The following is a 21,645-nucleotide window of genomic DNA, read 5'->3' on the forward strand; positions in this document are numbered from 1 at the left end:
TCGTGGCCGGGTGAAGATCGCGCTCATGGACTCCGGAATCGGGCTGCTGGCGGCCACCGCCGCGGTACGGCGCCTGCGACCCGACGCCGATCTCGTGCTCTCGCTCGACCCGGACGGCATGCCCTGGGGGCCGCGCACCCCGCAGGACCTCACCGCGCGGGCCCTGGCCGTCGCCGAGGCGGCCGCCGCCCACCGGCCCGACGCCCTGATCGTCGGCTGCAACACCGCCACCGTGCACGCCCTGCCCGCGCTGCGCGCCCGCCTCGAGCCCGCGGTGCCCGTCGTCGGCACCGTCCCGGCGATCAAGCCGGCCGCGGCCGGCGGCGGCCCCGTCGTGATCTGGGCCACCCCCGCCACCACGGGCAGCCCCTACCAGCGCGACCTCATCCGCGACTTCGCCGACGGCGTGAGCGTCACCGAGGTCCCCTGCTGGGGACTGGCCGAGGCCGTCGAACACGCGGACGAGTCCGCGATCGACGCCGCCGTCGCCGCGGCCGCCGCGCTCACCCCCGACGAAGTGACGACCGTCGTGCTCGGCTGCACCCACTACGAACTGGTCGCCGAGCGCATCCGCGCCGCCGTGCAGCAGCCCGGCACGCCCCCGCTCGTCCTGCACGGCTCCGCCGGGGCGGTCGCCGCGCAGGCCCTGCGCCGCCTCGGCGCCGGCCCCGCCCCGGGCGTGCCGGTCACCGGCACGGTGACGGTGCTGCTCAGCGGCCGCGAGGGCGCCCTGCCCGAGCCCGCCCTGGCCTACGCCGAGGGCCGGCTGCTGCGCACGGTGAGCCCCGCCTCCTGACCGGCGGTCACCGGCGCGGGCCGTCGGCCGGTCGGCGCAGTCACGCTCCGCCACGACCTACCGGCGCAGCGAAACCTGAGTAACCTCATAGCCATGCGGGACCACCTCCACGGCGTGCAGCACTCCCACCCCGACGTCTGGACCGGGCGGGCCACCAACCGGTTCCAGTGGCTCCTCGCGCTCGCCGGGGCCGCCTTCCTGGCGCTCGGCATCCAGCTCGCCGTGGACTCCGCCTGGACGTCCGGCACCGCCCCCCTCGTCATGTCCGTCGTGGGCTGCATCGCCGCCGGACTGCTGGTCATCTTCGGCACCCTCGCCTTCGTCCACGTCGACCTCACGCTCGACAAGGAGTGCGTCGAGGTGCGCTGCGGCCACATCGGCGTCCCGCGCCGCCGCATCCCGCTGACGCACGTCGCCGGCGCCGAGTTCGAGCCACACGTCACCCCGCGCCACTGGGGCGGCTGGGGCTACCGCTGGCGCCCGCACCAGGGCACGGCCGTCGTGGTGCGCCGGGGCGAGGGCGTGGTGCTGCGGCTGTGGGACGGCCACACCTTCACCATCACCGTCGACGACGCGGAGGCCGCGGTCGGCGCCATCCGCGCCCGCCTGCGCAGCGGGGCGACGGGCACGACGGCGCACTGAGCCGGCCGCACCGGCCGGGAGGGCGGCCCGGCTGCGTTGTCGGCCCCGGCGTCCCCCGCCGTACACTCCCGGAGTGACCGTCTCCGCACCTCCCGTCGGCCCGTCGGACCAGCTGGAGCCCCAGGCCACGCGGCCTGCGGGCGCCGCCCGGCTGCTGCGCCTCGTCCCGGCCGCCGTCGCGGCGCTCTCCGGAGTGCTGCTGTACGTCAGCTTCCCGCCCCGCACCCTGTGGTGGCTCGCCCTGCCGGCGTTCGCCCTGTTCGGCTGGGCGCTGCGCGGCCGTGGCTGGAAAGCGGCCCTCGGACTCGGCTACCTCTTCGGGCTGGGCTTCCTGCTGCCGCTGCTGGTGTGGACCGGCGTCGAGGTCGGCCCCGGGCCCTGGCTCGCCCTGGTCGCCGTCGAGGCGGTCCTCGTCGCCCTGGTCGGCGTGGGCGTGGCGGCCGTCTCCCGGCTCCCCGCCTGGCCCCTGTGGGCCGCGGCGCTGTGGACCGCCGGGGAGGCGGTCCGCGCACGCGTGCCGTTCGGCGGCTTCCCCTGGGGCAAGATCGCCTTCGGCCAGGCGGACGGCGTCTTCCTGCCGCTCGCCGCGGTGGGCGGCACCCCGGTCCTCGGCTTCGCGGTCGTCCTGTGCGGGTTCGCCCTGTACGAGGTCGTCCGCCTCGCCCTGGACAGGCGCCACGCGCGCGAGGTGAGCCGGTCGGCCGCCGCGATCGCCCTGCTCGGCGTGGCGGTGCCCGTGGTGGGCGCCCTCGCCGCGCGTCCCCTGGTCAGCGACCGGGCGGAGGACGGCACCGCGACGGTCGCCGTCATCCAGGGCAACGTCCCGCGCCTCGGCCTGGAGTTCAACGCCCAGCGCCGGGCCGTGCTGGACTACCACGCGCGCGAGACGGAGCGCCTGGCCGCCCGGGTCGCGGCGGGCGAGGTGGCCAAGCCCGACTTCGTGCTCTGGCCGGAGAACTCCTCCGACATCGACCCCTTCGCCTACGCCGACGCGGCCGCCGTGATCGACAAGGCGGCCAAGGCGATCGGCGCGCCCATCTCCGTCGGCGGCGTCGTCGAGCGCGACGGCAAGCTCTACAACGAGCAGATCCTGTGGGACCCGGTCAAGGGCCCCACCCAGACCTACGACAAGCGCCAGGTGCAGCCGTTCGGCGAGTACCTCCCGCTGCGCTCCCTCCTCGGCGCGATCAACGAGAACTGGACCACGATGGTCCGCGAGGACTTCAGCCGGGGCAGCAGGCCCGGCGTGTTCGACCTCGACGGCACCAAGGTCGGACTCGCCACCTGCTACGAGGCCGCCTTCGACTGGGCCGTGCGCGACACCGTCACCCACGGCGCCCAGATGATCTCCGTGCCGAGCAACAACGCCACGTTCGACCGCAGCGAGATGACCTACCAGCAGCTCGCCATGTCCCGGGTGCGCGCCGTCGAGCACAGCCGCACGGTCACGGTGCCGGTCACCAGCGGGGTCAGCGCGATCATCATGCCGGACGGCCGGATCACGCAGCGGACCGGCATGTTCGTCGCCGACTCCCTGGTCCAGAAGGTGCCCCTGCGCTCCTCCGAGACCCCCGCGACCCGGCTGGGCATCCTTCCGGAAATGGCTCTGGTGCTGGTCGCCGCGGGCGGCGTCGGCTGGGCGGTCGGCGCCGGCCTGCGGGGGCGGCGGGCCCGTTAGGGTCGGGGGCATGGCGACTCCCGACTTCATCCGTACCCTGCGGGCCTCGGCCGGACGGCAGCTGCTGTGGCTGCCCGGGGTCACGGCCCTCGTCTTCGACGACGAGGGCCGCGTGCTGCTGAACCGCCGCACCGACACGCGCAAGTGGTCGGTGATCGGCGGCATCCCGGAGCCCGGCGAGCAGCCCGCCGCCTGCGCCGTGCGCGAGGTCCTCGAGGAGACGGCGGTGCACTGCGTCGTCGAGCGGGTGGTGCTGGTGCAGGCGCTGACCCCGGTGACGTACGAGAACGGCGACGTCTGTCAGTTCATGGACATCACCCTGCGCTGCCGTGCCGTGGGCGGGGAAGCCCGGGTCAACGACGACGAGTCGCTGGAGGTGGGCTGGTTCGCGGTGGACGCGCTGCCCGAGCTGAACGAGTTCGGACTGACCCGGATCAAGCAGGCCCTGTCCGACGCACCCACATGGTTCGACCCCACTAGTCTCTTCTGAGATATGGGCGGCGCCCACATGTGGCGGCGGCGGACTGGTGCCTAGGGTCGAAGCATGACCTCGCCCCACGCCGTCCCCGGCCCCCACGCCCCCACGCTCGACCTCGGCGGCCGCACCGCGCTCGTCACCGGCGCCGCCGGCGGCATCGGCCGCGCCTGCGCGCTGCGGCTCGCCGCCGCCGGGGCCAAGGTACGCGCCGTCGACCGGGACGCACGGGGAGTGGAGGAGCTCGCGGAGGACGCCGCCCACCTGCCGGGCACCGTCGAGCCGCACGTCCTGGACCTGACCGACCTGGACGCCGCGGAACTGGCCGCCCACGGCACCGACGTGCTGGTCAACAACGCCGGGCTGCAACTGGTCCGGCCCCTGCAGGAGTTCCCGCCGGACGTCTTCCACACCGTGCTCACCGTGATGCTGGAGGCCCCCTTCCGGCTCATCCGCGGCGCCCTGCCGCACATGTACGGACAGGGCTGGGGCCGCATCGTCAACATCTCCTCCGTGCACGGACTGCGCGCCTCGCCCTACAAGGGGGCGTACGTCGCCGCCAAGCACGGCCTGGAGGGGCTCTCCAAGACCGCCGCCCTGGAAGGGGCCCCGCACGGCGTCACCTCCAACTGCGTGAACCCCGGCTACGTCCGCACCCCGCTGGTCGCCCGGCAGCTCGCCGACCAGGCCCAGGCCCACGGCATCCCCGAGGAGCGCGTCCTGACCGAGGTGCTGCTCCAGGACAGCGCCGTGAAACGGCTGATCGAACCCGAGGAGGTCGCCGAGGCCGTGGCCTACCTGTGCAGCCCGCAGGCGTCCTTCATGACCGGCACGTCGCTCGTCCTCGACGGCGGCTGGACCGCGCACTGACCCCCGGCCCCATGGCAGACGTAGTGCTCGAAGGCCTCCACGTCGTCCACAGGGCTGACGGCGCGGGACGGCCATGGGTGATCCTGTGAGCATGTCCAGCGATCACGTGCAGTCCGCCGAGCGCCCCACCGACGACGGTGCGGCGCCGCCGGGCGACGCCGAGGCGCCCTTCCTCGACCTGCTGGCCCGGGGCGCCACCGCCGACGCCTACGAGCAGCCGGTGCTGCGCGCCCGCGCCGAGGGCCGGCCCGCCGAGCGTGTCGCCGCCCTGGAGCACGCCAAGCTGCTCGCGCTACGCGTGCGCGCGGAACTGGAGGGCCGGCGCCGGCGCGAGGCCGAGCTGTCGGCGCTGTTCGAGACCGCCCACGACCTCGCCGGGCTGCGCGACGTGGACGCCGTCCTGCAGGCCATCGTGCAGCGCGCCCGCTCGCTGCTGGGCACCGACGTCGCCTACCTCAGCCTCAACGACCCGGCGCGCGGCGACACCTACATGCGCGTCACCGAGGGCTCGGTCGCCGCCCGCTTCCAGCAGCTGCGCCTCGGCATGGGGGAGGGGCTGGGCGGGCTGGTCGCCCAGACGGCCCGGCCGTACGTCACCGACGACTACTTCCGCGACGAGCGCTTCCGGCACACGACCACCATCGACGCCGGCGTGCGCGACGAGGGGCTGGTCGCGATCCTCGGCGTGCCGCTGATGCTGGGGCCGCACGTGATCGGGGTGCTGTTCGCCGCCGACCGGCGGGCCCGGGTGTTCGAGCGCGAGCAGATCGCGCTGCTCGGCTCGTTCGCCGCGCTCGCGGCGGCCGCCATCGACACCGCCAACCTGCTCACCGAGACCCGCTCCGCCCTCGCCGACCTGGAGCACGCCAACGAGATCATCAAGGACCGCAGCGGCGTCATCGAGCGCGCCTCCGACGTGCACGACCGGCTCGCCGAGCTGGTCCTGCGCGGCGGCGGGGTCCACGACGTGGCCGCCGCGGTCTCCGAAGTCCTGGACGGCACCGTCGAGTTCGCCGAGGCGGACGCCGCGCCCGCCGACGCGCTGGAGGCCTCCCGGGCCGAGGGCCACGCCGTGCCCCACCGCGACGGCTGGATCGCCGCGGTCACCGCGGGCGGTGAACTCCTCGGTGCGCTGGTGCTGCGCGGCCACCCCGGGCTCGACCCGGTCGACCAGCGCACCCTGGAGCGGGCCGCCATGGTCACGTCGCTGCTCCTGCTCGCCCGCCGCTCCGCCGCCGAGGCCGAACAGCGCGTGCGCGGCGAGCTCCTCGACGACCTGCTCGACGCCCGCGACCGCGACCCCCGGCTGCTGCGCGAGCGGGCCGCGCGGCTGCGCGCCGACCTGGACGCCACCCACGTGGTGCTGGCCGCCCGCCTCGACACCGCCGCCCCCGACGCCGACCAGGAGGCGGACGCCCGCCGCCGGCTGTGGTCCGCCGCCTCCCACCTCGCCGCGACCCGGCAGGGCCTGGCCGCCGCCCGCGACGGGGGCACCGTCCTGCTGCTGCCCCTCGCCCCCGGCGACACCGCCACCGACCTCGCCCGCCGCACCGCGCGCCACCTGGGCACCGCCGTGCACGAACCGGTCACGGTCGGCGCCTCCGCACCCGTGGCCCACCCCGCCGCCGACCCGGACGCGGTGGTCGCCGGGTACGAGGAGGGCCGCCGCTGCCTGGACGCGCTGCGCCTGCTCGGCCGGGCCGGCGACGGAGCGGCCGCCGAGGACTTCGGCTTCCTGGGCCTGCTGCTGGCCGGGGACCGGGACATCGGGGGCTTCGTCGAGCGCACCGTCGGCCAGGTCGTCGCCTACGACGCACGGCGCGGCACCGACCTGGTGCGCACCCTCGACGCCTACTTCGCCTGCGGCATGAGCCCGGCCCGCACCAAGGACGCCCTGCACGTCCACGTCAACACGGTCGCCCAGCGCCTGGAGCGCGTCGGCCGCCTCCTGGGCGACGACTGGCAGAGCCCGGCCCGCGCCCTGGAGATACAACTGGCCCTGCGCCTGCACCGGTTGGCGGGCCCGGCCCAGAGCTGAACCGGCGATCCGGGGCCGTGAGGACCCGCCCGCCCGTACGGCACCGGCCTCCGTACGCCGGGCGCGTACGGAGGCCGAGGAGCGATGCCGGTGGTCCGGGTCAGGCGCCCGCGGTCCGGGCGTCGGCCGCCGGGGCGGGTGCCTCCCCGGTCGCCGCCTCCGCCTCCGCGGCGTCCGATGCGTCGACGTCGGCCAGGTCCCGGTGCCGGGTCTCCTTGGCGACCCCGACGGCGAGCAGCGTGAGCAGCGCCGCGGCGATGACGTACAGGGCGATGGGCGTGGAGGAGTCGTAGTCCGACAGCAGGGCGGTGGCGATGAGCGGTGCCGGGGCGCCCGCCGCGACGGAGGCGAACTGGGCGCCCATGGAGGCGCCGGAGTAGCGCATCCGGGTGCCGAACATCTCGGAGAAGAAGGCCGCCTGGGGCGCGTACATCGCGCCGTGCAGCACCAGACCGACGGTGACGGCGAGGACCAGGTTGCCGAAGCTCGCGGTGTCGACGAGCCGGAAGAAGGGGAACATCCACAGCCCGACGCCGGCCGCGCCGAACAGGTACACCGGACGCCGGCCGACGCGGTCCGAGAGCGCGCCCCAGGCCGGGATGACGGCGAAGTGCACGGCGGAGGCGATGAGGACGGCGTTCAGGGCGGTCTGCTTGGACATGTCGGCGGAGGTGGTCGCGTAGACCAGGATGAAGGCGGTGATGACGTAGTAGGAGATGTTCTCGGCCATCCGCGCGCCCATCGCGACGAGCACGTCCCGCCAGTGGTGGCGCAGCACGGCCACTAGCGGCAGCTTCTCGGCGGCGTCCGCGCCGCGGGCGGCCCTGCGGGCCTCGGCGGCGGCGAGGGCCTGCCGGAATACGGGCGACTCGTCCACCGAGAGGCGGATCCACAGCCCGACCAGGACCAGCACCCCGGACAGCAGGAACGGCACGCGCCAGCCCCAGCTGGTGAACGCGTCGTCCGAGAGCACCGCGGTCAGCAGGGACAGCACACCGGTCGCGAGCAACTGCCCCGCGGGCGCGCCGGTCTGCGGCCAGGAGGCCCAGAAGCCGCGCCGCCGGGCGTCCCCGTGCTCGGACACCAGCAGCACGGCGCCGCCCCACTCGCCGCCGAGCGCGAAGCCCTGCACCAGCCGCAGCAGGGTCAGCAGCACCGGGGCCGCGGTGCCCACACTGGCGTGGGTCGGCAGCAGCCCGATCGCGAAGGTCGCCCCGCCCATCAGCAGCAGGCTCAGCACCAGCAGCTTCTTGCGGCCGAGCCGGTCCCCGTAGTGCCCGAAGACCAGTGCCCCGAGCGGCCGGGCCGCGAAGCCCACGGCATAGGTCAGGAACGACAGCAGGGTCCCGACCAGCGGGTCGGAGCCGGGGAAGAACAGCTTGTTGAACACCAGGGCGGCCGCGGAGCCGTAGAGGAAGAAGTCGTACCACTCGATCGTGGTCCCGATGAGGCTGGCGGCGACGATGCGCTTGAGGTTCGCGGGCGTCGGGGGAGCGGATGATGCTGCGGAGGCCATGTGCGCCACTTCCTCGTGTGCGGTGGGGACGGTACGTATCGCCACACCGTAGGAATCCGCAGGTCAGGCGCACATGTGGCGGGGCAACATAGTTCGAGGGTCAGCTATGCGCGCGGCCACCATGCCGGCTCAGGGAAAGGTGGTTCAGGAGAGGGATCGTGCCCGGAAGGAGCGCTGCCGTCGTCAGAGCACCGGGCTGATGTCGGGGGCGCCGAGCCGTACCGCGTCGGCGGTCCGGTCGTCCGGCTGCTGCTGGGCCTCGCGTTCGGCGGCCACCCGCTTCAGGTAGTGGTCGACCTCGCGGTCCCGATCGGCCTGGTCCCATCCGAGGTGGGGCGCCATCAGTTCCGCGACGGTCCGCGCCGCGTCCACCCCGCGGTCCCAGGACTCGATGGAGATCCGCGTACGCCGGGCGAGCACGTCCTCGACGTGACGGGCACCCTCGTGGGTCACCGCGTACACGGCCTCGACCCGCAGGTAGTCGTCGGAGCTCGGCAGCGGCTCACCGAGTGAGGGGTCGGCCACGACCAGGGCGAGCAGCTCGTGCACCAGGGAGCCGTAGCGGTTCAGCAGGTGCTCGATGCGGGCGACGTGCAGCCCGGAGGACGCGGCGAGGTTGTGGCGGGAGTTCCACAGGGCCGGGTAGCCGTCCGCGCCGAGCAGCGGAACGCGGTGCGTGACGCAGTCGGGCACCTTCTCGTCCAGGCCCCGGACCGCCTCGTCGACCGCGTCCTTGGCCATCACCCGGTAGGTCGTGTACTTGCCGCCGGCCACCACGACGAGCCCGGGCACCGGGTGGGCGACCAGGTGCTCCCGGGACAGCTTGCTGGTCTCCGCGGCCTCGCCCGACAGCAGGGGACGCAGACCCGCGTAGACGCCTTCGACGTCCTCCGGGGCCAGGGGCGTGGCCAGGACGCTGTTGACGTGCTCCAGCAGGTAAGTGACGTCCTTGGAACTCAGGGCGGGATGGGCCTTGTCGAGCGTCCAGTCGGTGTCGGTGGTCCCGATGATCCAGTGCCGCCCCCAGGGGATGACGAACAGCACGCTCTTCTCGGTGCGCAGGATCAGCCCGGTGCGGGAGTTGATCCGGTCGCGGGGGACCAGCAGGTGCACGCCCTTGGAGGCGCGGACGTGGAACTGGCCGCGGGTACCGGCGAGGGACTGGGTGTCGTCGGTCCACACGCCGGTCGCGTTGATCACCTGCTTGGCCCGCACCTCCGTCTCCTCCCCGGTGTCCAGGTCCGTGACCACGGCTCCCACCACCCGCTCGCCCTGCCGCAGGAAGCGGCTGACCCGGGTGCGGTTGGCGGCCAGCGCCCCGTAGGCGGCGGCCGTGCGGACGAGGAACAGGGTGTGCCGGGCGTCGTCGACCTGGGCGTCCCAGTACTGGATCGCGCCGACCAGGGCGTCGGCGCGCAGCGCGGGCGCCTCGCGCAGGGCCCGGCGCTTGAACAGGTGGCGGTGGTGGGGCAGACCCCGGGACGTACCGGAGGCCGTGGCCATGGTGTCGTACAGCAGCACGCCGGCGCCGACGTACGGCCGTTCCCGGACCCGGTGTTGCAGGGGGTAGAGGAACGGCACCGGACGCACCAGGTGCGGGGCCAGGACCTGGAGCAGGAGCCCGCGTTCCTTCAGGGCTTCGGCGACGAGCCGGAAGTCCAGCATCTCCAGGTAGCGCAGGCCGCCGTGGATGAGCTTGCTGGAGCGGCTGGACGTGCCCGACGCCCAGTCCCGGGCCTCGACGAGGCCGACCCTCAGGCCCCGGGTGGCGGCGTCCAGGGCCGCGCCGGCCCCGACCACGCCGCCCCCGACGACGAGGACGTCCAACTCACCTTCTCCCAGGCGGACGAGGGCCTCCGCGCGTGAGCCGGGCGAGAGAGCCACCGGGTTCGCCATGGTCTCCTCCTCGTGCAGCGTGCGGGGCGGCCAGCGCGGGCCGCCCCCTTCGGTCGCTCCCGGCCGGGCCTATTCGACCTTGGCCCAGTCGAGCGTGCGCTCCACCGCCTTCTTCCAGCCCGCGTACTGCTCCTCGCGCTGCTCCTCGGACCACTGGGGCTCCCAGCGCTTGGACTCCTGCCAGTGGGTGCGCAGTTCATCCGTGTCCTGCCAGAAACCGGTGGCCAGACCAGCGGCGTAGGCGGCGCCGAGCGCGGTGGTCTCGGCGACGACCGGGCGGCTGACCGGGACGCCGAGGACGTCGGCCTGGATCTGCATGCACAGGTCGTTGGCCGTCACGCCGCCGTCGACCTTGAGCACGTCGAGGTGGACGCCGGAGTCCTGCTCCATGGCCTCCACCACGTCGCGGCTCTGGTAGCAGATGGCCTCCAGGGTGGCCCGCGCCAGGTGGCCGTTGTCGTTGTACCGGGCGAGGCCGACGATCGCGCCGCGGGCGTCGGAACGCCAGTACGGGGCGAACAGGCCGGAGAAGGCGGGCACGAAGTAGATCCCGCCGTTGTCCTCGACCGTACGCGCCAGGCGCTCGCTCTCGGCGGCGTCGCTGATGACCTTCATCTGGTCGCGCAGCCACTGCACCGCGGAGCCCGTGACGGCGATGGAACCCTCGAGCGCGTAGATCGCCGGGCTGTCGCCGAACTGGTACGCCACGGTGGTCAGCAGGCCGTGCTGGGACCGGACCAGTTCCGTGCCGGTGTTGAGCACCAGGAAGTTGCCCGTGCCGTACGTGTTCTTGGCTTCGCCGGGCGCGTAGCAGACCTGGCCGACGGTGGCCGCCTGCTGGTCGCCGAGCACACCGGTGATGGGGATGGCCGCCCGCAGCGGCCGGGACGTACGGGTCTGTCCGAACGCCTCCCGGTGGGAGGACGGGTTGATGGTCGGCAGCATCGCCCGGGGGATGCCGAAGAAGCCCAGCAGCTCGTCGTCCCAGTCGAGGGTCTCCAGGTCCATCAGCATGGTGCGGCTGGCATTGGTCACGTCGGTGGCGTGGACGCCGCCGTCGGGACCGCCGGTGAGGTTCCACAGCACCCAGGCGTCGGTGTTGCCGAAGAGGGCGTGGCCCTGCTCGGCCGCCTCGCGGACCCCGTCGACGTTCTCCAGGATCCACTGGATCTTGCCGCCGGAGAAGTACGTGGCCGGCGGCAGTCCCGCCTTGCGGCGGATGACGTCGCCCTGGCCCGAGCGGTCCAGCGCCGCCGCGATGGAGTCGGTACGGGTGTCCTGCCAGACGATCGCGTTGTAGTACGGACGGCCGTTGCGCGGGTCCCAGACGACAGTCGTCTCCCGCTGGTTGGTGATGCCGATGGCCGCCAGGTCCTCCGCCGAGAGGTTGCCGTTGCGCAGCGCGGTCTGCATCACCGAGTTGGTGCGCTCCCAGATCTCCACCGGGTCGTGCTCGACCCACCCCGAGCGCGGGAGGATCTGTGAGTGCTCCAGCTGGTGCCGTGCCACCTCGTTGCCGGCATGGTCGAAGATCATGAAACGGGTGCTGGTGGTCCCTTGGTCCACCGCGCCGACGAAGTCCGCCATGGAATGCCGCCTCTCCTAGGGCTCTCCCGGGGCGGCCGCACCACGGCCGCCCCGGGAGCCGGTCAGCTCTCGTCCGGGGCCGGGACCCGTCCGGGGGGCTCCGGCTCAGCGGTCGGCAGGAACCGGCCGATGAAGAACTTGTACAGGCCCGCTCCCAGCAGACCGCCGATCAGCGGACCGACGATCGGCACCCAGAAGTAGAGGTGCCCGTACTGATCTCGCCACGCTCCGCCGTACCCGGTGAAGAAGCTGGCCAGCCGGGGACCGAAGTCGCGTGCCGGGTTGATCGCGTACCCCGCGTTGGTCCCCCACGCCATACCGATGGCCACCACGATCAGGCCGACGATGAACGGCGCCAGGTTCGCGCCGGGGGGCGTGTTGAGCAGGTCCGTGACCGCCAGGATCAGCAGCAGCAGGATCGCGGTGCCGATGATCTGGTCGCGGAACGCGCCCCAGTCGCTGACCGGCAGGTTCGGGTTGCCGTTGGCGGGCAGCGTGGAGAAGACGCCCTGCGTCTTGATCGTGTGGGTGGGGTCCGCCTTGGCCAGCGCCTCGGTGTAGTTCCACCGGACGAGCAGGGCCGCCACGAAGGCGCCGGCCGTCTGGGCCAGCGCGTAGGGAGCCACCTTGCTCCACGGGAAGCCCTTGAACGTCGCCAGCGCGACCGTCACCGCGGGATTGAGGTGAGCACCGCTCAGCCGGGCCGCGACGTACACGCCCAGGGTGACGCCGAGGCCCCAGGCCCAGGCGATGCTGTCGTGGTTGCCCAGGCCGCCCGGCGGAGTGGTGAGGGCCCCGCCGGCGACCACCTGGGCCACCACGCCACAACCGAAGAGGATGAGGATCATCGTGCCGGCGAATTCCGCTGAAAGCTCGCCGACGAGTCCTGATCGCTTGAGTCGCTCAGCCATGGAAGCCCGCTTCCCGCCGGCCCAAGGGTCGGCCGTCGACTGCCCCGAGTCCTCGGGACATCATCTTAGGACCGGTCGGGGCCACAGGCGCGCTGAGCGATGCGGCACCGGGCACGCCTCGCGCAGGACCACGGCGTGGCGGCACCACTGCACGCCTCGCGGGGGGCCGGGCCGTGGCGGCACACTGGTCGTGTGGCGTGCGACCGGCCATGCGTCCGTCCGCCACCGGTCGTGCCCGGGCTCCATGAGGACACCGGGCGCGGGCCCGGCCGCCGGTTCCACCCGGGAGGTCCCCATGAAGATGTTGATCAACAGTCCGGAGACCGTGGTCGCCGACGCCCTGCGGGGACTGGCCGCAGCCCACCCGGAGCTGGACGTGGACGTGGACCGGGGGGTCGTCGTACGCCGGGACGCCCGGGACGGCGGGCGCGTCGGGCTGGTGTCCGGCGGAGGTTCCGGCCACGAGCCGCTGCACGCCGGGTTCGTCGGGTACGGGATGCTGTCGGCCGCGTGTCCCGGCGAGGTGTTCACCTCGCCCGTCCCGGACCAGATGCTGCGCGCGGCGCAGGCCGTCGAGGCCGGGCAGGGCGTGCTGTTCGTCGTCAAGAACTACACCGGTGACGTGCTGAACTTCCAGATGGCCGCCGAACTCGCCGAGGACGACGGCGTCCGGGTCGAGCAGGTCCTCGTCAACGACGACGTCGCCGTGACCGACAGCCTGTACACGGCCGGGCGGCGGGGCACCGGGGCGACGTTGTTCGTGGAGAAGATCGCCGGGGCGGCCGCCGAGGAGGGCGCCCCGCTGGAGCAGGTGGCCGCGCTCGCCCGGCGCGTCAACGAGTCCTCGCGCACCTTCGGCGTGGCGCTCAGCGCCTGCAGCACCCCCGCCAAGGGCGGCCCGACCTTCGACCTGCCGGACGGGGAGATGGAGCTCGGGGTCGGCATCCACGGCGAACCGGGCCGCGAGCGGCGCGCGATGATGCCGGCCCGGGAGATCGCCGAGGTCGCGGTGGGCGCCGTACTCGAGGAGCTGGTGGAGGTGGCTCCGGCCGACGCGCCGGTGCTGGCCCTGGTCAACGGGATGGGCGCGACGCCGCTGCTGGAGCTGTACGGGTTCCACGCCGAGGTGGTCCGGCTGCTGGAGGCCCGGGGCGTGGCGGTGGCGCGGGCGCTCGTCGGAAACTACGTCACGTCGCTGGACATGGCGGGCTGTTCGGTGACCCTCTGCCGGGCCGACGCGGAGACGCTGCGGCTCTGGGACGCACCCGTGCAGACGGCCGCGCTGCGCTGGGGCCGCTGACCGCAGGTGCAGCTGGTCACGGAGACGACCCGTGGCCGCAGACGTGCGAGAGCCCGGCCGTCGGCGCAGACTGGCCAGGTGACCGGAACGCACCTGACACGGGGTCGGAACGTCACCACCGCCGGCCGGGCCGCTTCACAGCCGCTGGCGCTCGCCGCCATGATGTGCGCGGTGTCGATGACGTTCATCGACCAGACCATCGTCTCCATCGCGGCCCCCAGCATCGTCTCCGAACTGGGCCTGTCCGGCTCGGGGATGCAGTGGGTGGTCAACGCCTACCTCCTCGCGCTGGCCGCCTTCTTCGCCCTCGGCGGCCGGCTCGCCGACCTGTGGGGCCCCCGCCGGGTCGTGGTCCTCGGCACGCTCGTGTTCGTCGTGTCCTCGGCCCTGTGCGGGTGCGTGCCGGACGGTGACTACGCGCTGGCCTGGCTGATCGTCTTCCGCGCCACGCAGGGCCTGGGTGCCGCGCTGCTCTTCCCGGCCGCGCTGGCCGTGGTCGTGGCGGTGTTCCCCGTCGAGCGCCGGGGCCGGGCACTCGCCCTGTTCTTCGGGCTGACCGGTGCGCTGACCGCGATCGGGCCGCTGCTCGGCGGCTGGCTCACCGCCTGGACCTGGCGGGCGATCTTCTGGGTCAACGTCCCGGTCGCCGTCGTCGCCCTGGTCCTCACCGTCCTCGCCCGCATCTCAGACCGCCGCCGCGACGAGCGGCTCGACGGCGTCGGCGCCGTGCTGGTGGCGGTCGGGATGGGCCTGAGCGTCCTGGGCTTCCAGCAGGCGTCGGCATGGGGCTGGAGCAGCGTCGCGACCTGGGGCTGCATCGTCGGCGGCCTCGCCGTGCTGGTCGTCTTCTGCCGCTACGAACTGCGCACCCGGCACCCGCTGGTGACCCTCGCGGTGTTCCGCGACCGGGCGTTCACCGTGGACGCGCTGGTGCTGTTCTTCGTGATGACGGCGTTCGTGCCGCTGTTCTTCTTCGCCTCGGTGTACGCGCAGGTGTCGCTGAGCGCCTCGCCCAACCAGGCGGCCCTGTACCTGCTGTACGTCTTCGCCGGCTTCGCCCTCGCCTCGCAGTGGGGCGGCCGCGTCCTCGACAAGCGGGGTGCCCGGCCGGCCCTGAAGACCGGCTGCGTCGTCGGCGCCGTGGGCTTCTACCTGTGGGCCGGCAAACTGACCGACCTGTCCATGCACGACCAGTGGCCGTACGCCGCGCTGGCCGGCGCCGGCATCGGCTTCGTCCTGGCACCCGCCTCGACGGACGCCGTGAACCGCTCCCTCAACGCCTCCTACGGCGAGGTCACCGGCATCACGCAGACCGTGCGCAACTACGCCGCGAGCATCGGTCTCGCCGTCTTCGGCACCCTGCTCACCCACTCCCTGACCGACCACGTCGTGGACACCCTGGAGTCGCGCGGCCTGTCGTCCGGCACCGCCCACGCCGTCTCCCGGGACGTCGCCGAGGCGGTCACCGGCAACCCGGGCGCCCACCGCCCCAGCGGCGACGGACCGTTGGCCACGACCATGCGGGACGCGATGGCGTCGATCCGGATGGACTTCGCCGAGGCCAACCAGTGGGTGTTCTACGGCATGGCCGCCGCCATGGCCCTCGCCTTCCTGGTCGCCCTCCGCCACCCCGGCGGCGTCGCCCCGGCGCAGAGCGCAGACGCCGCGACCGACGGGGCGAGCAGCGCGGGAGGTGCGGAGCCGGGGTCCTCCGGGAGCGAGCGCGAGCCGCGTCCCGGCGGATGAGGCGCCGCGCTTGCGGCCCCCCGTTCCGGCCCGCTTTCCCGACCCTGGGCAATGTCCCCGCAGCCGGACGGGCTTCGTCCGCCGACGGGGGCTGCCGTGAGAAGCCGGCCGCACACGCAAAGGTCCGCCGGGCGCACCGCCCGGCGGACCTCTGCGTGCGGGTGCGCGGCTAGCCGCGACGGCCCGCCGGGTCCTGCGTCAGCTCCTCCTCGCCGGCCGCCACGGCCGGGTCCGCGCCGTGCGTCCCCGCCGGTGCCCGGTCGGCGTGGCCCGGCCACCAGGCGGCGTGGCCGATGAGGGCGGTCAGGCTCGGGGTGAAGAACATCGCCATGACGAAGGCGGCGATCGCGATGCCGAACGAGACCGCGAAGCCCATCTCGGTGAGCAGGGAGTTGCCCGCCAGCATCATCGTGGCGAAGGTCGCCGCCAGGATGAAGCCCGCCGCCGCGACGGTCGGACCGGCGTGCCGCAGGGCCATGCCGGCCGCCTCGCGCGGATCGCGGCCCTCGCGGGCCTCCTCACGCAGCCGGGCGATCATCAGGATGTTGTAGTCCGTGCCGATGGCCACCACGAACAGATACATGATCACCGGGAGCATGAACATCAGCCCCGGGTGGCCCTGGCCGTTCTGGAAGATCAGCACGGTGGCGCCGAGCGTCGCGCCGAAGCCCAGGCCCACCGAGGCGATGAGGTACCAGGGGGCGACGACACTGCGCAGCAGCAGGCCCAGGATGAGCATGATCAGCACGGCGGCGACGGGGAAGACCGTCCGGTAGTCGTGGTTGACGGCCGCGTCGATGTCCTTGTAGATCGAGGACATGCCGCCCACCAGCGCCTCGGTGCCCTCGGGCGCGTTGGCGTGGGCGACGTCGCGCACCTCGCCCACCGTGTCGATCGCCTTGTCCGTCGACGCCTCGTACTTGAGGGTGACGGTGAAGTCCGCCGTGGTGCCGCCCTCGTTGACCTGGCTCAGCTTGGCGTCGGCCACGCCGTCCACGTCGCCCAGCTTGCGGGCGTACGCGTCGAAGCCGGCCTTGTCCAGCGGCTTGCCGTCGGTGCTGCTGAGGTAGACGTCGGTGGGCGCGGCCGCGCCCGCCGAGTACGCCTTCTGCATCTCGTCCTGGACGACCATGGACTCCTTGGTCTTCGGCATGGAGCCCGACGCCAGGTCGAAGGTGGCGTTGAAGCCGAGCGTGCCCAGCGACAGCACCAGCAGCACGACGCCGGAGAGCGCGGCGGTCAGCGCCGGGCGGCGCTGCACCCCGCGGCCGAGCGCGGCGAAGCGGGCGTTCTCCGGCTCCTTCTGCCAGGACTTGGACGGCCAGAAGACCTTCGGGCCGATGAGCGAGACCACGGCCGGGATCAGCGTCAGGCCCGCGATCAGGGTGACGGTGACCGCGATGGCCAGGGCCGGGCCCATCTGCTTGAGGAAGCCGAGCGTGGAGAGCACGAGCGCGAGGAAGGCGATGATGACGGCGCCGGCCGCCGAGGCGATGGCCTCACCCACCCGGGCGACGGCGTTGATCATGGCCTGCTTGGGTTCGTCACCGGCGCGCAGGCGTTCGCGGTAACGGAACATCAGGAACAGGAAGTAGTCCGTGCCCACGCCGAACAGCACGACGATCAGGATCGACGAGACGGAGCTGTTGGCCTGGAGGTCGAACAGCTTGGTGGCGTACGCGATCAGCCCGTTGGCGATGGCGGAGACCAGGCCGATCAGGATCAGCGGCAGGACGGCGAGGATCGGGGCCCGGAAGATGATCAGCAGCGTGACGAGGATGATCACGAACGTGCCGATGCCGATCAGCGCCTCGCCCCGCTTGGAGGAGTCCTGCTGGTCCAGGGCCTGCGCCGCCGAACCGCCGAGCTTCACCTCCAGCCGGGTGCCCTTGGTGAGCGCCTTGACGTCCTCCCGCACCACCTTCGCCGCGTCCGCCTGCTTGGGCTGGCCGGCGTTCTTGCTGTCCATCTGCACCAGGGTGAGGGCGTACCTGCCGTCCTTGGACGGCTGGCCGGGGATCACCCGCTGCACCTGGTCGATGTGCTTCTTGCCCAGCTCGGACGTGATGCGGGCCACGTCCTGCTGGTCGGCGGCGGTGAGCTTGCCGCCGTCGGTGCGCTGGTAGAGGGCGATGGCGGACGGGGTGAAGGCGCTGGGGAACGCCTCCTGCTGCACGTCCGCCGCCTTGATGGACTCGTAACTCTTCGGCAGGAAGCTGCTCTCGTCACTGCTCGACGGCAGTCCGGGAGCCGTGGCCACGATCGCCACCGCGGCGATCAGCCAGGCCACGATCGTCCAGACGGGATGTCGGACGACAGTGTTGCCAATACGTCGGAACATGCGGAAGGTCCTCCTGGACAGGAAGATCACCGCAGCCCGGGGAGCGGACCCTGGCACCGGCGACCTCGACCGGCCCGAACCGACGGGCCGGTCGCATCGTTTGCTGAGGCTCACATCGTAGTGGTGCGCAAGATCACTGCGCCCGCCCGCCCGGTATGGACACCGGCCCGCGACCCGGCTTAGTCTTTCCGTCCAGAAGTGGACACGCCGTCCAAGAGCGCCACCGGAAGCGGCCGGTGGGCACGCTCGTACGGCGCCGGACGACGAGCGGCAGGAGCCGGCCCCATGGGCGACACGCAGGACGACGGCGGGGCCGACGAGCACCTGGTCCGGGAGGCCGAGAAGATCGCCGTCGCCCTGGGGCGCATGTTCCCCGGCCTGTGCGAGGTCGTCCTGCACGACCTGCGCGACCCGCAGCACGCCATCCGGGTCATCGAGAACAACCTCTCCGGCCGGGAGGTCGGGGACTCCGCGACCGAACTCGGACTGGCCCGGATCGCCGACCCCGACTACCCCGGCGTGCTCCAGAACTACCCCAACCGGTTCCCCGACGGACGACCCGTCAAGAGCACGTCCATCGGCATCAAGAACGCCGCCGGCCGGTACGTCGCCGCCCTCTGCCTGAACCTCGACGTCTCCGTCCTGTCCCCGGTGACCCTCGCCCTGTCCCAGCTCGTCGCCACCGACACCGACCACCCCGCCCAGCCCCCGGAGACCCTGCGCGACCGCAACGCCCGCGAGCTGCGCCGCGCCGTCGAGGCGCTGTCGGCCGAACGCGCCGCCACCCCCCGCTCGCTCAGCCGCGCCGACAAGCGGGCCCTGGTGCGCCGGCTGCACCAGGACGGCTGGTTCGACCAGCGGGACGCGGCGCAGACCATCGCCGACCTGCTCGGGGTGTCCCGGGCGACCGTCTACAACTACACCAGGTAAGAGGACACGCCATGGCCGCCGTACCGCCCGTATCGTTCGACGACGTCCGCGGGGCCGCCGCCCGCCTGCGGGGCACCGCCCACCGCACCCCCGTCCTCACCTCCCGCACCCTGGACGAGCGGGCCGGCGCCGAGGTCTTCGTGAAGTGCGAGAACTTCCAGCGGGTCGGCGCCTTCAAGTTCCGCGGCGCCTACAACGCCGTCGCGCAGCTCACCCCCGAGCAGCTGGCCCGGGGCGTCGCCGCGTACTCCTCGGGCAACCACGCCCAGGCCACCGCCCTCGCCGCCCGCGAACTCGGCACCACCGCCGTCATCCTGATGCCCGAGGACGCGCCCCGCTCCAAGCGCGAGGCGACCGCCGGGTACGGCGCGGAGATCGTCACCTACGACCGCTACACCGAGGACCGCACCGCGCTCGGGGAGGCCCTGGCGCGGGACCGGGGCCTGGCCCTGATCCCGCCGTACGACCACCCCCACGTCATCGCGGGGCAGGGCACGGCCGCGCTGGAGCTGCTGGAGGACACCGGCGAACTCGACGCGCTCCTCGTGCCCGTCGGCGGCGGCGGCCTGATCGCGGGCAGCGCCACCGCGGCCAAGGCGCTGCACCCCGGTGTGCGGGTCATCGGCGTCGAGCCGGAGGCGGGCGACGACACCCGGCGCTCCCTCGCGCGCGGCGAACGGGTCGTCATCCCCGTGCCGCGCACCATCGCCGACGGACAGGCCCTGGCCACACCGGGCGAGCTCACCTTCGCCCTGAACCGGCGCCTGGTCGACGACGTCGTCGTGGTCTCCGACGAGGAGATCGTCGACGCCATGCGGTTCGCCTTCGAGCGCCTGAAGATCGTCCTCGAACCCAGCGGCGCCAGCGCCCTCGCCGCCCTCCTGGCCCACCGCGTCACCCCCCGCCCTCGCCGGATCGGCGTCATCGCCTCCGGAGGCAACGTGGACACGACACGGTTCGCCGAACTGCTGGGCGACTGAGCCGTGCGGGCGTATCCGAGCCCCGAAGTCGACCGAGGTTGCGTCGACACTTCGGTGAGTGCCGAACCGCCCGGTGCGTAGCGTGCGGAGTCCTGTGCGGGAGACGCCCGCGTTGATGACCCCGGAGGCCCCCGTGCCGGAGACGGACCTGAAGCGGCAACTCGTCGAGCGGTTCCAGGAGGTCAACGGCGACCATCCGATGACCGACGCGGACGACGCGTACGTCAGCGCGCAGTTCGTCACCCTGGAGGAACTGTGCGCCGTCCATGGGCGCGAAGCCGATGCGGTCCGTCGGCTGATGCTCCAGCAGCGTCTGCCGCTCCCGGGATACCTGCGCTCCGACGGTGCCGAGATGGTGCCGGCCGACCTGTTCGCCCTCGCCGACGAGGCCGGCGGCGTGGACCTGCTCGAAGCGTGGTTCACCGCTCACTGGGCCGACCCGGTCACCGGGAAGGCGGAGTGGCACGCGTATCTCAGCGGACAGTACGTGTGTCTGCACCAGGTCACCCCCGCGACCATCCAGCGCAAGGACCACCTGACGACCGCGATCGGCGCCGCAGTGGACGCGCCGGATGCCGGTTCGGCCCAGTGGTCCGAGCGGCTGCACACCCTGGTCGACGAACTCGACACCCTGGAGCCGGCGTTCACCGCCTACGACCGCCTCCGCTTCGGCGGACCCACGTCCCGGGACACCTGCGTCGACGCCGTGCGTGCCCGCTTCCCGCGCCCGTGACCCGGAGCCGTCGCCGAACACCGCGGGCACCCAGCCCGGGGACGTCGATTGTGGGGCCGCACTCCATATCGGGGGGCGGCCCCCGCTCCTACCGTCCCTCCGCATGACACCGACCAGAGCCGCACACCACCGCATCGCCGCCGCGCTCGCGACACTGCTCGTCGCCCTGGGCCTCGGCCTGTACGCGCCCGGCCGGGCCGCCGCGGCCTCCCTCCAGGAGGTCACCGGCTTCGGCACGAACCCCGGCGCCCTGCGCATGTTCCGCTACGTCCCCGACGGACTGCCCGCCGGCCGGCCCGTGGTGGTCGCCCTGCACGGATGCACCCAGAACGCCGCCGGGTACGGCACCGGCGCCGGCTGGCTCCAGCTCGCCGACCGGTGGAAGTTCTCCGTCGTCCTGCCGCAGCAGCAGACCGCCAACAACGCCTCCTCCTGCTTCGACTGGTTCCAGACCGGCGACGTCCAGCGCGGCCAGGGCGAGGCCGCCTCCGTCGCGCAGATGGTCGACCGGCACCTCGCCGACGTCGGCGGGGACGCCTCGCGCGTGTACGTGACCGGCCTGTCGGCGGGCGGCGCGATGACGGCCGTGATGATGGCGGCCTACCCGGACCGGTTCGCCGCCGGCGGGATCGTCGCCGGGCTGCCCTACGGCTGCGCGCAGGCCGCCGGGTCGCCGTACGTGTGCATGTACGTCGGCGCCACCCAGACCCCGCGGCAGTGGGGCGACCGGGTGCGCGCCGCCGACCCCGGCCACCCGGGCCCCTGGCCGAAGCTCACCGTCTTCCAGGGCACCGCCGACTACACCGTCAAACCCGTGAACATGACCGACCTGGTCGAGCAGTGGACCGACGTCCAGGGCGCCGACCAGACCGCCGACGTCAGCGACACCGTCGGCGGCTACCCGCACCGGGTGTACCGGGCGTCGTCGGGTGCCGCCGTCGTCGAGACGTACAGCATCACCGGCATGGGGCACGGCCAGCCCGTCGACCCCGGCAGCGGCCAGGCGCAGTGCGGGACGGCCGGCGCCTACCTCCTGGACGTCGACCTGTGCGCGGCGTACCGGATGGGGACGGCCTGGGGACTCGACTCCGCCTGACGGCCCGGACCGGGGCGGGGCGGCCCGCAGCGGACCCGTCGGCCGACACCGCCCCGTCCGGCCCGGCCCCTGTCCGCCGACCGGGGGACCAAGGACCTGACGGGGCGTCA

Annotated in this window: 17 protein-coding genes; 12 read left to right on the forward strand and 5 right to left on the reverse strand. The window is 73.3% G+C overall.

Features of this window, described 5'->3' with window-relative positions:
- The first annotated feature begins 10 nt into the window (after nucleotides 1-10).
- From AQJ30_RS01490 to AQJ30_RS01515, 6 genes are all read left to right on the forward strand, one after another.
- Nucleotides 11-796, forward strand: a complete 786-nt coding sequence (locus AQJ30_RS01490) for a glutamate racemase (RefSeq protein ID WP_067227826.1) — start codon at nucleotides 11-13, stop codon at nucleotides 794-796.
- 93 nt (nucleotides 797-889) lie between these two features.
- Nucleotides 890-1,438, forward strand: coding sequence for a hypothetical protein (locus AQJ30_RS01495; protein ID WP_067227827.1), 549 nt, complete (start codon nucleotides 890-892; stop codon nucleotides 1,436-1,438).
- 73 nt (nucleotides 1,439-1,511) lie between these two features.
- Entirely contained in the window at nucleotides 1,512-3,116 is a 1,605-nt protein-coding gene (gene lnt / locus AQJ30_RS01500; RefSeq protein ID WP_067227829.1) for an apolipoprotein N-acyltransferase, read from the forward strand.
- A gap of 10 nt (nucleotides 3,117-3,126) precedes the next feature.
- Nucleotides 3,127-3,606, forward strand: coding sequence for an NUDIX hydrolase (locus AQJ30_RS01505; protein WP_067227831.1), 480 nt, complete (start codon nucleotides 3,127-3,129; stop codon nucleotides 3,604-3,606).
- A 54-nt stretch (nucleotides 3,607-3,660) separates the two neighbouring features.
- Nucleotides 3,661-4,461 carry a 3-hydroxybutyrate dehydrogenase gene (locus AQJ30_RS01510; protein WP_067227832.1) on the forward strand — a complete coding sequence of 267 codons (801 nt, stop codon included), beginning with the start codon at nucleotides 3,661-3,663 and terminating at the stop codon, nucleotides 4,459-4,461.
- Nucleotides 4,462-4,552: 91 nt separating this feature from the next.
- Nucleotides 4,553-6,499, forward strand: coding sequence for a helix-turn-helix domain-containing protein (locus AQJ30_RS01515; protein WP_067228855.1), 1,947 nt, complete (start codon nucleotides 4,553-4,555; stop codon nucleotides 6,497-6,499).
- Between the two features lie 100 nt (nucleotides 6,500-6,599).
- Here the strand turns inward: AQJ30_RS01515 and AQJ30_RS01520 are convergent, their stop codons facing one another.
- The 4 genes from AQJ30_RS01520 to AQJ30_RS01535 form a co-directional block, all read right to left on the reverse strand.
- Nucleotides 6,600-8,015, reverse strand: a complete 1,416-nt coding sequence (locus AQJ30_RS01520) for an MFS transporter (protein WP_067227834.1) — start codon at nucleotides 8,013-8,015, stop codon at nucleotides 6,600-6,602.
- Between the two features lie 183 nt (nucleotides 8,016-8,198).
- Entirely contained in the window at nucleotides 8,199-9,911 is a 1,713-nt protein-coding gene (locus tag AQJ30_RS01525; protein WP_067227836.1) for a glycerol-3-phosphate dehydrogenase/oxidase, read from the reverse strand.
- 69 nt (nucleotides 9,912-9,980) lie between these two features.
- On the reverse strand, nucleotides 9,981-11,498 hold the full coding sequence (gene glpK / locus AQJ30_RS01530; protein ID WP_067227838.1) for a glycerol kinase GlpK: 1,518 nt from the start codon (nucleotides 11,496-11,498) through the stop codon (nucleotides 9,981-9,983).
- 62 nt (nucleotides 11,499-11,560) lie between these two features.
- Nucleotides 11,561-12,409 (reverse strand): MIP/aquaporin family protein, encoded by an 849-nt coding sequence (locus AQJ30_RS01535; protein WP_067227839.1) that lies wholly within the window; start codon nucleotides 12,407-12,409, stop codon nucleotides 11,561-11,563.
- 295 nt (nucleotides 12,410-12,704) lie between these two features.
- On the opposite strand from AQJ30_RS01535, the gene dhaK reads away from it, so the two are divergent.
- Together dhaK and AQJ30_RS01545 are read left to right on the forward strand one after the other, a co-directional pair.
- Nucleotides 12,705-13,709 carry a dihydroxyacetone kinase subunit DhaK gene (dhaK, locus tag AQJ30_RS01540; RefSeq protein WP_067227841.1) on the forward strand — a complete coding sequence of 335 codons (1,005 nt, stop codon included), beginning with the start codon at nucleotides 12,705-12,707 and terminating at the stop codon, nucleotides 13,707-13,709.
- 159 nt (nucleotides 13,710-13,868) lie between these two features.
- Nucleotides 13,869-15,455, forward strand: coding sequence for an MFS transporter (locus AQJ30_RS01545; protein WP_079083830.1), 1,587 nt, complete (start codon nucleotides 13,869-13,871; stop codon nucleotides 15,453-15,455).
- A 169-nt stretch (nucleotides 15,456-15,624) separates the two neighbouring features.
- On the opposite strand, the gene AQJ30_RS01550 is transcribed toward AQJ30_RS01545, so the two are convergent.
- Nucleotides 15,625-17,796 carry an MMPL family transporter gene (locus AQJ30_RS01550; protein WP_067227844.1) on the reverse strand — a complete coding sequence of 724 codons (2,172 nt, stop codon included), beginning with the start codon at nucleotides 17,794-17,796 and terminating at the stop codon, nucleotides 15,625-15,627.
- Between the two features lie 285 nt (nucleotides 17,797-18,081).
- Between AQJ30_RS01550 and AQJ30_RS01555 the strand changes: the two genes are divergently transcribed.
- The 4 genes from AQJ30_RS01555 (at nucleotide 18,082) to AQJ30_RS01570 (ending at nucleotide 21,535) form a co-directional block, all read left to right on the forward strand.
- Nucleotides 18,082-18,726 carry a helix-turn-helix transcriptional regulator gene (locus tag AQJ30_RS01555; protein ID WP_067227846.1) on the forward strand — a complete coding sequence of 215 codons (645 nt, stop codon included), beginning with the start codon at nucleotides 18,082-18,084 and terminating at the stop codon, nucleotides 18,724-18,726.
- 11 nt (nucleotides 18,727-18,737) lie between these two features.
- Entirely contained in the window at nucleotides 18,738-19,706 is a 969-nt protein-coding gene (locus AQJ30_RS01560) for a threo-3-hydroxy-L-aspartate ammonia-lyase (protein WP_067227848.1), read from the forward strand.
- Between the two features lie 115 nt (nucleotides 19,707-19,821).
- On the forward strand, nucleotides 19,822-20,439 hold the full coding sequence (locus AQJ30_RS01565; protein ID WP_211278906.1) for a DUF6058 family natural product biosynthesis protein: 618 nt from the start codon (nucleotides 19,822-19,824) through the stop codon (nucleotides 20,437-20,439).
- Between the two features lie 103 nt (nucleotides 20,440-20,542).
- Complete coding sequence (locus tag AQJ30_RS01570) at nucleotides 20,543-21,535, forward strand: extracellular catalytic domain type 1 short-chain-length polyhydroxyalkanoate depolymerase (protein ID WP_067227849.1); 993 nt, start codon at nucleotides 20,543-20,545, stop codon at nucleotides 21,533-21,535.
- The last annotated feature ends 110 nt before the right edge of the window (nucleotides 21,536-21,645 follow it).

Source organism: Streptomyces longwoodensis, assembly GCF_001514125.1.
Lineage (GTDB): Bacteria > Actinomycetota > Actinomycetes > Streptomycetales > Streptomycetaceae > Streptomyces > Streptomyces longwoodensis.

Coding starts and splice junctions, on each gene's coding strand:
- AQJ30_RS01555 (WP_067227846.1), top strand. CDS start 18,082: ATGGGCGACACGCAGGACGACGGCGGGGCCGACGAGCACCTGGTCCGG.
- glpK (WP_067227838.1), bottom strand. CDS start 11,498: ATGGCGGACTTCGTCGGCGCGGTGGACCAAGGGACCACCAGCACCCGT.
- AQJ30_RS01505 (WP_067227831.1), top strand. CDS start 3,127: ATGGCGACTCCCGACTTCATCCGTACCCTGCGGGCCTCGGCCGGACGG.
- AQJ30_RS01565 (WP_211278906.1), top strand. CDS start 19,822: ATGACCCCGGAGGCCCCCGTGCCGGAGACGGACCTGAAGCGGCAACTC.
- AQJ30_RS01560 (WP_067227848.1), top strand. CDS start 18,738: ATGGCCGCCGTACCGCCCGTATCGTTCGACGACGTCCGCGGGGCCGCC.
- AQJ30_RS01545 (WP_079083830.1), top strand. CDS start 13,869: ATGATGTGCGCGGTGTCGATGACGTTCATCGACCAGACCATCGTCTCC.
- AQJ30_RS01525 (WP_067227836.1), bottom strand. CDS start 9,911: ATGGCGAACCCGGTGGCTCTCTCGCCCGGCTCACGCGCGGAGGCCCTC.
- AQJ30_RS01550 (WP_067227844.1), bottom strand. CDS start 17,796: ATGTTCCGACGTATTGGCAACACTGTCGTCCGACATCCCGTCTGGACG.
- AQJ30_RS01535 (WP_067227839.1), bottom strand. CDS start 12,409: ATGGCTGAGCGACTCAAGCGATCAGGACTCGTCGGCGAGCTTTCAGCG.
- dhaK (WP_067227841.1), top strand. CDS start 12,705: ATGAAGATGTTGATCAACAGTCCGGAGACCGTGGTCGCCGACGCCCTG.
- AQJ30_RS01510 (WP_067227832.1), top strand. CDS start 3,661: ATGACCTCGCCCCACGCCGTCCCCGGCCCCCACGCCCCCACGCTCGAC.
- AQJ30_RS01515 (WP_067228855.1), top strand. CDS start 4,553: ATGTCCAGCGATCACGTGCAGTCCGCCGAGCGCCCCACCGACGACGGT.
- AQJ30_RS01570 (WP_067227849.1), top strand. CDS start 20,543: ATGACACCGACCAGAGCCGCACACCACCGCATCGCCGCCGCGCTCGCG.
- AQJ30_RS01520 (WP_067227834.1), bottom strand. CDS start 8,015: ATGGCCTCCGCAGCATCATCCGCTCCCCCGACGCCCGCGAACCTCAAG.
- AQJ30_RS01495 (WP_067227827.1), top strand. CDS start 890: ATGCGGGACCACCTCCACGGCGTGCAGCACTCCCACCCCGACGTCTGG.